Origin of the sequence: Gottfriedia acidiceleris (assembly GCF_004138285.1) — a bacterium.
In the GTDB taxonomy this organism is placed as follows: Bacteria; Bacillota; Bacilli; order Bacillales; family Bacillaceae_G; genus Gottfriedia; species Gottfriedia acidiceleris_A.
The window spans coordinates 185,536-199,809 of record NZ_SCFN01000005.1 but is presented as its reverse complement, the minus strand read 5'-3'; the positions used below and the strand labels follow the sequence as shown (position 1 = coordinate 199,809).

15 protein-coding genes are annotated in these 14,274 nt (G+C 34.9%); all 15 read right to left on the bottom strand.

The features are described from left to right. Positions 1 to 58: 58 nt before the first annotated feature. Positions 59 to 508: a ribose 5-phosphate isomerase B gene (rpiB, locus tag EP747_RS09655; RefSeq protein WP_129689687.1), complete on the bottom strand. Its 450-nt coding sequence runs from the start codon at positions 506 to 508 to the stop codon at positions 59 to 61. 124 nt (positions 509 to 632) lie between these two features. Beyond that, positions 633 to 1,073, bottom strand: a complete 441-nt coding sequence (locus EP747_RS09650; RefSeq protein ID WP_129689686.1) for a low molecular weight protein arginine phosphatase — start codon at positions 1,071 to 1,073, stop codon at positions 633 to 635. A gap of 122 nt (positions 1,074 to 1,195) precedes the next feature. Further along, positions 1,196 to 1,753 carry a manganese efflux pump MntP family protein gene (locus EP747_RS09645; protein WP_129689685.1) on the bottom strand — a complete coding sequence of 186 codons (558 nt, stop codon included), beginning with the start codon at positions 1,751 to 1,753 and terminating at the stop codon, positions 1,196 to 1,198. A 184-nt stretch (positions 1,754 to 1,937) separates the two neighbouring features. Next, complete coding sequence (locus EP747_RS09640; protein ID WP_129689684.1) at positions 1,938 to 2,981, bottom strand: L-threonylcarbamoyladenylate synthase; 1,044 nt, start codon at positions 2,979 to 2,981, stop codon at positions 1,938 to 1,940. A gap of 106 nt (positions 2,982 to 3,087) precedes the next feature. Further along, positions 3,088 to 3,546 carry a GNAT family N-acetyltransferase gene (locus EP747_RS09635; RefSeq protein ID WP_129689683.1) on the bottom strand — a complete coding sequence of 153 codons (459 nt, stop codon included), beginning with the start codon at positions 3,544 to 3,546 and terminating at the stop codon, positions 3,088 to 3,090. Positions 3,547 to 3,603: 57 nt separating this feature from the next. Next, positions 3,604 to 4,410, bottom strand: a complete 807-nt coding sequence (gene spoIIR / locus EP747_RS09630; protein ID WP_129689682.1) for a stage II sporulation protein R — start codon at positions 4,408 to 4,410, stop codon at positions 3,604 to 3,606. Between the two features lie 368 nt (positions 4,411 to 4,778). Further along, positions 4,779 to 5,636: an ATP-grasp domain-containing protein gene (locus EP747_RS09625; RefSeq protein WP_129689681.1), complete on the bottom strand. Its 858-nt coding sequence runs from the start codon at positions 5,634 to 5,636 to the stop codon at positions 4,779 to 4,781. Continuing rightward, the gene (locus EP747_RS09620) at positions 5,633 to 6,538 is read right to left on the bottom strand and encodes an ATP-grasp domain-containing protein (protein ID WP_129689680.1); all 906 of its coding nucleotides are present in this window, start codon (positions 6,536 to 6,538) and stop codon (positions 5,633 to 5,635) included. The genes EP747_RS09625 and EP747_RS09620 overlap by 4 nt, the downstream gene beginning before the upstream one ends. Before the next feature lie 137 nt (positions 6,539 to 6,675). Then, positions 6,676 to 7,536, bottom strand: a complete 861-nt coding sequence (prmC, locus tag EP747_RS09615; RefSeq protein ID WP_129689679.1) for a peptide chain release factor N(5)-glutamine methyltransferase — start codon at positions 7,534 to 7,536, stop codon at positions 6,676 to 6,678. After that, positions 7,536 to 8,603 (bottom strand): peptide chain release factor 1, encoded by a 1,068-nt coding sequence (prfA, locus tag EP747_RS09610; protein ID WP_025671037.1) that lies wholly within the window; start codon positions 8,601 to 8,603, stop codon positions 7,536 to 7,538. The genes prmC and prfA overlap by 1 nt, the downstream gene beginning before the upstream one ends. Positions 8,604 to 8,844: 241 nt before the next feature. Next, positions 8,845 to 9,459, bottom strand: coding sequence for a thymidine kinase (locus EP747_RS09605; protein WP_129689678.1), 615 nt, complete (start codon positions 9,457 to 9,459; stop codon positions 8,845 to 8,847). Positions 9,460 to 9,666: 207 nt separating this feature from the next. Continuing rightward, positions 9,667 to 9,912 (bottom strand): type B 50S ribosomal protein L31, encoded by a 246-nt coding sequence (locus EP747_RS09600; RefSeq protein WP_025671035.1) that lies wholly within the window; start codon positions 9,910 to 9,912, stop codon positions 9,667 to 9,669. 159 nt (positions 9,913 to 10,071) lie between these two features. Continuing rightward, positions 10,072 to 11,346, bottom strand: a complete 1,275-nt coding sequence (rho, locus tag EP747_RS09595; RefSeq protein ID WP_129689677.1) for a transcription termination factor Rho — start codon at positions 11,344 to 11,346, stop codon at positions 10,072 to 10,074. A gap of 355 nt (positions 11,347 to 11,701) precedes the next feature. Beyond that, positions 11,702 to 12,667, bottom strand: coding sequence for a class II fructose-bisphosphatase (gene glpX, locus EP747_RS09590; protein WP_129689676.1), 966 nt, complete (start codon positions 12,665 to 12,667; stop codon positions 11,702 to 11,704). A gap of 70 nt (positions 12,668 to 12,737) precedes the next feature. Further along, positions 12,738 to 14,036 carry a UDP-N-acetylglucosamine 1-carboxyvinyltransferase gene (locus EP747_RS09585; RefSeq protein ID WP_098232143.1) on the bottom strand — a complete coding sequence of 433 codons (1,299 nt, stop codon included), beginning with the start codon at positions 14,034 to 14,036 and terminating at the stop codon, positions 12,738 to 12,740. Positions 14,037 to 14,274 lie beyond the last annotated feature (238 nt).

Here is a 14,274-nt window from a genome sequence, read left to right as displayed (position 1 = left end):
ATTAAAAAAGCCGATAATCTTCACATTATGTTTTGGATTAGCGGCTTTAGTTTAGGTTTTATAATTGATGATTTTTTTCGTAGTCTTTAATTTTGTTTACTCGATTTTCATGTCGACCGCCTTCAAACTCAGTCGTTAACCATATTTTTGCAATGTCTCTTGCTAAACCAGGTCCGATTACTCGTTCCCCCATAGCTAGAATATTCGTGTCATTATGTTCACGAGTTGCTTTTGCACTGAAAGTATCATGTACTAATGCACATCGAATTCCTTCAACTTTATTTGCGGCAATTGACATACCAATTCCTGTTCCACAAATTAATATTCCACGGTCTACTTCTCCATTTGCAACTTTTTGTGCAACTGGGAATGCGTAATCAGGATAGTCTACAGATGTACCGCACTCACAACCATAATCTTCGTATTCAATGCCCATTTCATCCATTAAACTCATGATTTCTTGACGTATATTTAATCCACCATGATCAGACGCTATTGCTACTTTCATTAGATAACCCCCGTATCGATATCTTTGATTCAATTTTCTTTCGTATTAAAATAACTTCAATTTCTATCTTACACTATTATGTTCAGATTTAGGGTATCTAATTAACATCCAATCACTGATTAAATTAATATTCGTTTGGTTTCTGTACAATCTGTTTTACCAACTCTTCTAATTCACTCAAAGTATTTTCATAAGTTGTTAATGACCCTCCATAAGGGTCAGAAATATCTTTAACTTGACCGTTTATATATTCATAAAATGTAAAGATTCTATCCTTATACTGAGGAAACGTAGAAACTAACATTTGTTTATGGCTCAATGTCATTGATAAGACTTTCGAAGACCATTCTAAAAGTTCTTCATTTATTTGCTGCGAGGAATGATTTGTTTCTATCCCTTTATTTTTAAGTGCCAATATTGCATTTTGAGAAGCAGGGTCGCCTGACATTGCAAAAACCCCAGCAGACTTAACCTGATAGAATTCATTACCATGATGTCTTAATAGTGCTTCTGCCATTGGGCTTCTACATGTATTTCCGGTACAAACAAATAGTATATTTTTCATCTTAATACCTCACCCTCATTTATCTGAACGTTCTATTTAATCTATTTTACTAAAAAATAAAAGGATGGGGCAATTGTCTCCAATTTTCTCCATCCTTAGCTCTTATTCACCATATGTATCTATTAAGAAAAAAATAATAGTTTTATTCCGAAAATCAATAAGAACGAACCACCTAATAGTTCTCCAAATTTACCAAGTTCCTGTTCTACTCTTCTTCCTAAAAGTAATCCAGCCCAAGTTAAAATTGTACTGATAATACCAAATAGTAAAATGGTTAGCCATGTTTTAGCACCGAATGTTCCCAAACTAATTCCAACCGAAAAGCTGTCCACACTTACACTAAATGCAAAAAGAAGTAAACCTACTCCTGTCGGTGAATATTTATTTTCTTCTTTTCCAAATAAAGTTGAATAGATCATGTGAAAGCCTATTCCCATTAATAAGAATCCACCGAGTAATACAGCAAATCGTCCTAGATTCTCTGATAACTCATATCCAATGATCATTCCTAATAATGGCATTATTACATGAAAGAGCCCGATTACAATGCCCATATTAATGATCTGTTTAAATTTAAGTTGGATAACTCCCATACCTAACCCAACTGAGAATGCATCTAAACCTAGCGCAGATCCCATTATAGTTAATGTAATTAGTTCATTGATTAATGAGCTACTCATGCTTCCCCCCCTAGGACTTGCTATTAAAAGATATGCACGTCCTACAAATCATATGAGGGAAATTAATAAAATTTAATTTTAAATTAGAGGCAGGGGCTATTCTCCCTAAAAAAATAATAGAAGCTCTATTTGGAGCTTCTATTACATGCTTAATCTACTTCCACAATATTGACTGTTTTATATTTCAACACTCTGTAATAACCGAATGTCCACAAGCTTTCCACAGACGATTCATAATCGCAATTCCAATACCTTCATAAGGAAAAGTTTCGCAATAAATGATATCAACATGTTCTTCATTAAATTTACGAATACAATCATATAATGCTGCAGCTACGGTTGATAAGTCACTACGTTTTCCACATGTAAGAATTACATCAGCATCATATCGCGTTGCATTTTCTTCAGTTGTTAATATCCCTACTCTTTTTCCTTCTGTTTTGGAATTGTGTATAAGTTTGTGCATAAACTCAATACTTCCATTTACAAGATGCATTTGAGCATCTGGTGCATAATGTTTATATTTCATCCCCGGTGATTTTGGTGCTTCATTTTCCTTCATTGTTGCTGGATCTACCTCAACCGTAGGAATTATTTCTTTTATCATTTCTGGCGTAATACTACCTGGCCTTAAGATTGTAAAAATATCTTGAGAACAGTCAATAACTGTCGATTCAACCCCGACCCCTGTATTACCACCATCTACAATTCCTACAATTCGTCCATTTAAGTCTTCAAATACATGCTTAGCAGAAGTTGGACTAGGCTTCCCTGAAGTATTTGCACTTGGTGCTGCTATTGGCAAATTACAAGCTTCAATTAACGCTAGAGCAACTGGATGATCAGGCATTCTTATTCCAACAGTGGATAACCCTGCCGTTACATATTTTGAAACATGTTTTTTACTTTTTAAAATTAACGTTAGTGGTCCTGGCCAAAAAGCATCCATTAGTTTTTTTGCATCTAATGGAATTTCTTCAACTAGATTATCTAACTGTTCTTTGTTGGCAATATGTACAATAAGGGGATTATCACTTGGTCTACCTTTTGCTTGGAAGATTCGTTGAACCGCTTCATCTGAAAGAGCATTTGCCCCTAACCCATAAACAGTTTCTGTTGGAAAAGCGACAACTTGTCCTAACTGTAAATTTTTTGCTGCATCCACAATCTGTGGGTAAACTTCTTCTTTATTCACAGGATTATCCACATACCATATTTTCGTTTCCATACGTAGCACCTCTCTCTAGAGTGAATAATAGTGTATATTTTACAAATTTAGACATTATCCAAAGAATGAAAAGCAAGTTTTATCCACAAATTGTGGACAAAACTTGCTAATTTGTGGATAACTTTGTGTATAGTTCTTTTTGATAAACTAATACTTCTTCATTCGTAATAGTAGTTTGGTAATGCTTCATTTCTTTAATACTGTTCGAAACATTTTCCTGTTCAACTTGCTCAAAACCTAGTAAAAGGAATAAGTCTTGAACTACATGCTGTCTTGTTAATAAATATACTTTACTAATCATTTCTTCATTTAGTTTTTCAAGAACACTTTGTAAAAAGAGTACCATATGCTGTGAGTAAATGGTAGGTGCAACTACTAGTGATCTTAATAACGCTTCTTCTCCATCTTGTTCATATCCTATTACAGCTTGTGCTTTCCCAAACTCATCTTCCATTATGAAAAAAGATTCTTGTTGCTCCTCAAGTCCGTTTGTAGATAATCCTGCTTGTCCCAAGAATGAAAAAATTGTTTCAAAATCTTCCTGAATCGCTGAACGTATTTTCATAAAAAAACCTCCCTAGTATGCTTGTAATACTTTATGCACATAGGGAGATTGCTAGAACTAAAATAATTGCTTTAACATTTGTACAAAGAAGCTCTCTACCTTAATATCATCTTTTAGTTCATCACTAGGTAGAGTAGAAGCCACAACAGCATCTTCACTGCTCTTGACCTCAGTATCATCCTGCAAAGATGATTCATCGTTTTGTTTTGTTGCAGCAATAGAATCATCATCACTTAAACGTAATGCTTCTTGTTTTTTAAACTCTTTATTTGGTTCTTTTTCGATTTTTGTTTCATGATCAACCTTTTGTTGCGATTGTAGTGACTCTTTACTTAAAGTTGCATCACCGTTTGAAAAATCTAGGAAACATAATGGCGGGAACAATACGCACCACCAGTTTGCCCCTTGACCTGCACCAAGTTTAATTAAAACCGCTTCGTAATCACCGGCAGGATATAAGAAACTACCATATAATTTTGTAGGGAATTTAACTTTTTTAGAATAAGTAATTGTAAATGATTGATTTGAGCCTTCTTCTTTAATAACACGGGCAACTGTTTTTTGTAAGTCTGGAATATGACTTTTAATAACCTTTTGTCCCTCTTCAAAAGTTGTTAAATCTTTTACCCAAGTATTAATTTGAGCATTAACTTCATCTCTAACTTTACGTTTAAGAGCTTGATCTTCACTAGAATCGCTATTTGCTAGAATTCTTAGTCGTACAGCTTTCTTAGGAATTACGACCATTTCATTACCTTTTGCATTTGTATCTCGAAGTGGCATTAACACTGAAGAACTAATCAATAATATGATAAATAAAGAAATAATTTTATATGTTATTTTTGTTTTATTTTTAGTTTTCATTCTCTCCACCATCCCTCTAGGAACAGTGTAGACAATTTGATTATTTCTTAAACACTAGTATTCTATTTTTTTAATAGAGTCTTTTTTTAATTAGGAAGTAAACGATGATTTCCATTTCAGGGTGCCCGTTTTTCGTTTTGCAGATGTTGAGCTCCTCGTCGCCTTCCCTGCCACAGGATATCAGCTGTCCCCGTCTCCATAAACGTCGAGAATCTTATGTTCGGATCTACTCGTAGATAAAAAGGTTTACCCTAACTGTTCTATTAGCTATCAATTAAAAAAGGAAGTGTGAAATACACTGGTTAAAATCAGGAAAAGCCTTTAAAAAGCTTTCTTTATTTCCTACATATCTTACAATTTCTTTTTCTTTAGCACTTTATCTGCTTTTTAATATAATCCATATACAACGAAACAATATCTATGTCTGATACTGTATATAATGTTCTACTTCCTACTACATCCTCAATTTCATTTAGGATCAGTTGGTTGTTTGCATCGAACATGAAGTCAATTCCTACGAAGTCAAAGTCAAAGTGATCTATTATTTTTTGAATAAGTTCTTTTTCATTTTCGGAAAGTTCGTAAAGCATTGCGCCTCCGCCTAGAGAAAAATTCGCTCGAAAGTCTTTTTCTGAATATCTTAAAACAGCTGCAACAATTTCTTTACCAATAATGAAAACTCTTAGGTCCTTACCTAATTGCTCTGCAACGTTTTGAATTAATAGTTCATCGAAATTTGAGTTCTGTACGATCTCCAGTAACTCTTCTTGATTATTTATAAAATATACTTCACTTCCGCCTCTTCCTGTGCAATTTTTAAGCACACAAGGGAAATGGACTGTATCTAAGGCTTTTGTAATTGTACTTTTTTTATAATAAAATGTGTCTAGCATTGGAATACCTAGACTAGAAAGCTTCTGGTGTGTTAGAAACTTATGGTTGGCCATTGTTGAAATTGCCTGGTTATTAAATGTTCTGATTCCCATTTCTTCAAAGTGGGAAGATAATATTTGTGATATTGTCCTCATGATTACAAAGGCCGGTTTACTCAATTCTTTACCTTGATAGTAAAGTATATTAACACCTTTTCGAATACCTATTACAATATCTTCTGTATAGAGTAACTTTAACTCAAATCCATTTTCCAAGGCTCCGCTTACTAACCAGTCGATATACGTTCTGTTTCTTTCTGCATCTGATTCGGAATAGATTAGCCAACCAATCATACGGTTTTCTCCAAGTCCTCGATAATATAATCAATTATATATTTCGTTGTATCCACGTCTGTACATAGATAAATATTTTTGAAATGTGCGTTTGAGTTAACTTCGCATATATATGTTTTTCCATCTTCTCCAAACAATAAGTCAATCCCTGCAAAATCAGCTCCCAATATTTCAGAGCATTTAAGTGCTAAATTGATTTGCTCTTCTGTCGGCTCATACTTATACATTTTTCCACCGTTTGTAACATTTGCACGAAAATCTGATTCTGATTTTCTTAACACTGCAGTTACAACTTGTTTACCTACTACTTGGATGCGAATATCAGTCCCTCTGCTTGATTCTATAAACTCTTGATAAATATGAGGTTTGTGCTTTAGTTCATCTACTTTTTTTAAAAAATCTTCTCTATTCTCAACTAAGTAAACTTGTCTACCGAATGAACCGAATGACTCTTTTATAATTAAAGGAAAGCCTAATTCCTGTACAACTTCATCGTAAAAATCATAGTTTGTTAAATCACAATTAGGGAACAACAGCGGAGCCGTAATTGTTTTTGGCATAGGTATATCGAAGTTCGATAATGCCTGAAAAGTTAAAGCTTTATCATCACAGACTTCAATCGTTCTCGCAGAATTATATAATTTTAGTCCCATATTTTCTAAATGCCTTGCTAAATGAACATCCTTGTCCCAAAAAATTACAAAATCAGGCTTCTCATTCGTGAATTTCCCTTTTAAAATCGCTTGACCCTTCTCGATTACTGGGATTAGTTCATAATGTTTAACTAAAGTAACATCTATTCCTTTTGCGATTGCTGTATCTTGTAACCATTCGAAAAGTTCAGTAAATTTTGTAGCTGTAATATGACCATTAAATACAATCCAACCTTTAAACTTTTTCATTCTAACTATCTTCTTTCGTATTGTTTTTGTTTTTTCTTGATTGAAATTTTTCTCATCTTTTACAACTGTAACATAAAAAAAAGAATCGTAATACATAGACTTTTTCTAGTCAATATCATTACGATTCACTATTTAAATTAGCCATTTACCATATAAACCATACGGTCTTTGCCATTAATATCGAAAACAACTTCAACATTTGAATTCGGATAAACTTTCCTTAAAATGTCTGCAACCTGTTCACCTTGATTGACTCCTACTTCAAATGCAACCAGTGATTTTTCTTTTAATACTTTAGGTAAGTCAGTTGCAAAACGACGATAAAAATCAAGACCATCTTCACCACCTACTAAAGCACGGTATGGTTCGTAATCCTTAACTACTTCATCTAAACCCAACCAATCCTCATGCGGAATATACGGCGGATTTGATACAACAATATCAACTCTCTTGTTTTCTTCAATAAAGTAATTCAGTAAATCATTGTGTATAAAGTGAACATTTGCCCGTAACTCTCGTGCATTTCGTTTAGCAACTTGAATAGATTCTGCTGCAATATCAACTGTATGAACTGTTAGTTGTTTATTTTCAAGCGCAAGTGAGATTGCAATCGCCCCACTACCCGTACCTACATCTACTAGTTCAAGTTGATCTGTATTCTTCCAATGCTTTTGAATACGATGCAGTACACCTTCCACTAACTCCTCTGTTTCTGGTCTTGGAATTAGTACTTCTTCATTAACGAAGAACTTTCGGCCATAAAAGTATTCATATCCTATTAAATATTGGATTGGTTGGCCATCTATGTGCTTATGAACCAATTCTTGAAACTGCATCCAATGATTCTCTTCTAAATCTTCTCTCATATTTAACAATAATTCTGTTCGATTGCAGTCCAAAATATGTTTTAATACAATTTCACCCACATTTTCATCACGACCGTGTTCTTGTAAAAAAGAAGAAGCCCATTTTAGGGCTTCATATATCTTTGTTGTCATTATTGACTTTGTTCCATTCGTTTTGCTTGATCATCCATAATTAACGCATTAATAATTTCGTCGATTTTACCTTCAACGATTTGATCAAGCTTTTGAATCGTTAATCCAATTCGGTGGTCAGTTACACGGTTTTGTGGGTAGTTATAAGTACGGATACGTTCAGAACGGTCACCTGTACCTACAGCTTGTTTACGGTTTTGATCGTATTCTGCTTGTACTTCTCTTTGGAATTTATCATAAACCCTAGCGCGAAGAACCTTCATCGCTTTTTCTTTATTCTTAATTTGTGATTTTTCATCCTGACATGATACAACAGTATTTGTTGGAATATGAGTTAAACGCACTGCAGACATCGTTGTATTTACTGATTGACCACCAGGACCACTTGAAGCAAATGTATCTACACGAATATCTTTTTCATGAATCTCTATTTCAACTTCTTCAGCTTCTGGTAAAACTGCTACAGTTGCAGTTGAAGTATGAATTCGACCACCTGATTCCGTTTCAGGAACACGTTGAACACGGTGTGCACCATTTTCAAATTTTAGTTTTGAGTATGCACCTTTACCATTTATCATAAAGATAACCTCTTTAAAGCCACCTAGCTCTGTATAGTTACCTTCAATGATTTCTGTTTTCCATCCGTTAACCTCAGCAAAACGGCTGTACATACGGTATAAAGTAGCAGCAAATAATGCAGCCTCGTCTCCTCCTGCAGCACCACGAATCTCAACGATAACGTTTTTATCATCGTTAGGATCTTTCGGAATTAAAAGGATTTTTAAACGTTCTTCTAAATCCTTTGATTCGTTTTCCAAATCATTTAATTCTTCTTTGACCATTTCACGCATATCAGCATCAAGCTTCTCTTCAAGCATAGCTTTTGCATCTTTAATTTGCTCTTTAACTGATTTGTATTGACGGTACACATCAACTGTTTCTTGTATGTCTGATTGTTCTTTTGAGTATTCACGTAACTTTTTTGAATCGTTTATAATTTCCGGGTCACTAAGTAAATCGTTTAATCTATCATAGCGATCCTCTACAGCTTGTAATCGATCAAACATAATTTTCACCTCGACATTTTCGTCTTAAATAATTTCTAAATATATATCGAAAAAAGCGATTCTAAATCGCTTCTTTAATTCTAAATTCTAAGGTAAAAGCGCCTATAACACTTTATCCACAATTATTATTGTTCAGTTCCGAAAGCTAGCTCTTCGAAAATATTCCATTCAGAGCTGGGCGAGCTTTCTCCACATTTCTTAGTATATGGTCTTAATAGCTAATTTTCAACCTACTGTAAAATTAATCGTTCTGACTTTGAAGCGCTGGTTGAATTGTTTTCGTTGGTACTTCGTGACAATGACGACATCTTGGTTCGTATGATTCAGATGCACCTACTAAAATAATAGGGTCTTCAAATAAAGCTGGTTCACCATTTATTAATCTTTGAGTTCTACTTGCAGGTGATCCGCATGAAGCACAAACTGCGTTTAATTTCGTTACATGTTCTGCAATTGATAATATTTCAGGTACTTTACCAAATGGTAATCCTCTAAAATCCTGGTCTAAACCTGCGCAAATCACACGTTTTCCAGAGTTTGCAAGATGTTGAACTACCATAACTATTTCATCGTCAAAGAATTGAATCTCGTCAATTGCAACTACTTCAACTTCTTCTGTAACGTATTTAAGTATATGTGATGAGTGTGTTACTGCATAAGCTGGTACTTTCATACCTGTGTGAGACACCACTTCTACTTCACTGTATCGATTATCAATTGATGGCTTGAATGTAACACAGCTTTGCTTAGCAAACTGCGTACGACGAACGCGGCGAATTAGTTCCTCTGACTTTCCAGAAAACATACTTCCGCAAATCATTTCAATCCAACCATTTTTTTTCATCATAAAGAACATTATGTGTCTCACCTTTCTAGATCAGTACAAAGACTATTTTATTTATTTTAAACGACGGTTAATTCATCAGTATTTATAATTCGTGTAAGTATCTTAATTATTTATATTAAAAATTCACTAAATGGAATTATACTTATATGTTATTTGACTATAAATGCGTAAAAAAAGCAGGCAAAGTAGCAATAACTCGCCTGCTTTTCATCAATATTACTTAAGGCCGTATTTTTTGTTGAAACGTTCAACACGTCCTGCAGCGTTAGCAAATTTCTGACGTCCAGTGTAGAATGGGTGAGAATCAGAAGAAACCTCAACTTTGATTAGAGGGTAAGTTTCGCCATCTTCCCATTCGATTGTTTCGTTAGAATATTTTGTTGATCCGCTTAAAAATTTGAAACCAGTGTTAATATCCATAAACACTACTTTCTTGTAATTAGGATGAATATTCGCTTTCATGTTTTTCATCTCCTTCCGCCCTGAAATCCTTGAAATCAGAGTTATAAGAAACCATGTGTATACCACATAATTTACATTTCACATACAAATGAAATTATAGCAACTAACCCGGGAGAATGCAACCCACTATTTCTCTTTCAGATTGCTTATATCTTCCAACTATTTATTAGAGACTGGCGTTTTTCTACTTTCTTCAGTCATCGTATTGAAGAAATCTTCATTTGTTTTCGTTTGACGAAGCATTCTGAAATAACGTTCAACAAAGTCTGGAATATCTGACATTGTTTTTCTCATTAACCATAGCTTGTCCAGATGATCTTTTGGTATTAATAGATCTTCTTTACGTGTTCCAGAACGACGAATGTCAATTGCTGGGAAGATACGACGTTCAGCTAATGAACGATCTAAGTGAAGCTCCATATTACCAGTACCTTTGAATTCCTCATAAATAACATCATCCATACGTGAGCCAGTGTCGATTAGAGCTGTTGCTAAAATCGTTAAACTTCCACCTTCTTCGATATTACGTGCAGCACCGAAAAATCGTTTTGGTCTATGGAATGCAGCAGGATCAATACCACCTGATAACGTACGACCACTTGGTGGAATAACTAAATTATACGCACGAGCAAGCCTAGTAATACTGTCCATTAAAATAATTACATCTTTCTTGTGCTCAACAAGTCTCATAGCGCGCTCTAATACTAATTCAGAAACCTTTATATGACTATCAGGAGTTTCGTCGAAAGTCGAACTTACAACATCTCCTTTTACAGAGCGTTCAATGTCCGTTACCTCTTCTGGTCGCTCATCAATTAGCAATACAATTAGTTCAGCTTCTGGGTGATTTGTTGTGATGCTATTTGCAATTTCTTTTAATAACTCTGTCTTACCGGCTTTTGGAGGGGCAACAATTAAACCACGTTGACCAAATCCTACTGGGGCGATCATATCAATAATTCTTGTTGAAAACTTAGCAGGAGATGTTTCAAGCTTCATTTGTCTATTTGGATATAATGCAGTTAATCCCGGGAAGTGAACTCGTTCTTTAGCATTCTCAGGATTATCTCCATTGACTGCTTCTACTTGAAGTAGACCAAAGTATCTTTCATTTTCCTTCGGTGGACGTACTTTTCCAGAAACCTTATCACCATTTCGCATATCAAAACGACGAATTTGAGATGCAGAAATATAAATATCTTCTGAACTAGGTGAATAATTAATTGGACGTAAGAATCCATATCCTTCTGAAGGGATAATTTCTAGTACACCTTCCATGAACATTAATCCGTCTTTTTCCGCTTGCGCTTTAAGGATTGCAAAAATAAGTTCTTTTTTCGTTAATTTGCTGTAATACGAAATTTTCATTACCTTCGCGTGTTCATACAAATCTTTTAATTTCATGTTTTCTAATGCAGAGATTGTTAAACTCATATAACACCACTCTTTACTTTTATTCGTTCAAATTAGGGTTTTCTTAATTCGGAAGGTTATTTAGAAGGTTTTTTGAAGGAAACTTACATAAAGTATTACTCTTTAGTGTAACCTTTTCCCCTAAAAATATTCTAAGTAATTAGAATTAATAGGTTTACTATCTATTGAGATTATAATTCGAAAGAGTTTTTTATGCCAACTATTTTTCGACTAAACTATTTAATGACTCTTCCCCTTGGTAAATAAAGGAAAGAGTCATTATTCTACTAAATTAATATATAGATTCAGATTTCGTTAACAAAGAATTTTGATTCATTATTAACTCTCATCAAAACCAAACTATTAATCGATTTGATTATTTAATAACTAAGTTTGGTTTTTTGTTTAGGCTGTGACGTCCATCTACAAAACGAACAGTTCCTGATTTAGCACGCATAACTAACGATTGCGTAGAACCTACATTCCCTTTGTATTGTACACCTTTTAGTAATTCCCCATCAGTTACACCAGTAGCAGCAAAAATTGCGTCGTCACCTTTAACTAAATCGTCCATATATAATATACGGTTTGGATCTTCTATACCCATGCGTTTGCAACGTTCGATCTCTTCTTCATTTTGAGGTAATAACTTTCCTTGAAGTTCTCCACCTAAGCATTTTAAAGCAACTGCAGCGATAACTCCTTCTGGCGCTCCACCGCTTCCAAATAAAATATCAACACCTGTGTGATCAAAAGCTGTGTTAATTGCACCCGCTACATCACCATCGTTAATTAATTTAATTCGAGCGCCTGCTGAGCGAATTTCTTCAATTAACTTCGCATGGCGTTCTCTATTTAATACTGTTGCAACGACTTCATTAATATTTTTTCCTTTTGCTTCTGCTACAGCTGTTAAGTTTTCAAGAACAGATGCATTGATATCAACTTTACCTACCGCTTCAGGTCCTACTGCAAGTTTCTCCATGTACATATCAGGAGCATGTAATAAATTGCCATGGTCAGCAATTGCAATAACTGCTAAAGCATTCCACCCACCAGAAGCAACGATATTTGTACCTTCAAGTGGATCAACTGCTACGTCCACTCTTGGACCATATCCATTACCAAGTTTCTCACCGATATAAAGCATTGGAGCCTCGTCCATTTCGCCTTCCCCGATTACAACTGTTCCCTTCATAGGAATCGTATCAAATACATCACGCATTGCTGTTGTAGCAGCATCATCCGCTTCATCCTTTTTACCTAACCCCATCCATTTTGCAGATGCTAGTGCTGCTGCCTCAGTAACACGTACTAACTCCATTGATAAACTTCTTTCCATTCAAAACTCCCCCTTTGATGTAAATGAAAACTATCTAAAAATTATGTTATGAGTATGTAAACACCCAATCTTACGCATTTTTGAATTGTTCAACTTCTTGCTTGGTTAGTTGAACACGCCATACATTAGCTCCTAATCCTAAAAGCTTTTCAACTAAATCCTCATATCCTCTGTCAACATGCTCTAACCCAGTTAGTTCTGTTTTACCTTCTGCAATTAAGCCTGCTATAACTAACGCTGCTCCAGCACGTAAATCACTAGCTTTTACACGACCGCCTTGTAACTGTGAAGGACCGGAAATAATAGCCGTACTACCTTCGACTTTAATCGTTGCACTCATTCTTCTAAGCTCATCAATATGCTTAAATCTTGCACCATAAATTGTATCAGTTATAACGGCTGTCCCATTTGCCTTCGTTAACAGCACAGAAAACGGCTGCTGTAGGTCAGTCGGGAACCCTGGATAAACTAAAGTTTTGATATCTACTGATTTTAGTTCTTTATTTGATCCTGAAACGATTATTTGATCGTCATTCGTATCAATATCTATATTCATTTCTCTCATTTTCGCTATAAGCGATTCCAAATGGTGAGGAATAACATTATCAACAATAACCTTGTCCCCTTCTTGCACAGTTGCAGCAGCTAATATTGCATAAGTTCCTGCCTCAATGCGATCAGGGATAATTGTATGTGTGCAGCCAGATAGTGATTCTACTCCATCAATTCGAATTACATCAGTACCAGCACCTTTAATTTTAGCACCCATACTTGTTAATAAAGTAGCTACATCGACAATCTCAGGCTCTTTTGCAGCGTTTTCAATAACAGTTCTACCATTTGCTAAAACCGCTGCTAACATGATATTAATCGTTGCACCAACACTAACTACATCTAAGTATATACGTGCACCTTTTAGTTCTTCTGCCCTTAAATAGATTGCACCTTGCTCATTCGTTACTTTTGCACCTAATGCTTCAAAACCTTTTATATGTTGATCAATAGGTCTTGGTCCAAGATAACATCCCCCTGGTAAGCCTATAACCGCTTGCTTAAATCTACCTAACATTGCACCCATTAAATAATAAGACGCTCGCAATTTTTTTACCTTCCCACTTGGAAGTGGCATTGCAACCATATTTGTTGGATCAATCATTATTTTTTCATCAGATACTTCTACTTGACCACCTATTTCCTCTAAAAGGTCACATAGTGTTTGAACATCTGAAATAGAAGGAACTCCTTCAAGTGTTACAGGTGAGCTTGCTAAGATAGTTGCTGGGATTAAAGCCACCGCACTATTTTTGGCACCGCTAACACGAATTGTCCCTTTTAAAGGTATACCGCCTTCTAATACAAGCTTTTCCATAGTATACTCCCTTCTAAATGAGCAGAAGAAAATAGTAGAGAAGTAAAGTTTTTAAACTTCTCAACTGTCGAATAGTTTCTACCTATTTTCTCCAAAATTCTACTTCTCTAATCTTAGTTCATACGAGAGCTACAGTCTAATGTAAAGACTTTTGCTTCGGTTTGGTTAATGACAGTATCTTGAATTTCAATAAAAATCGAGTAAAACCTTTAATAAATTTTGATTAGTTAATAAAGTA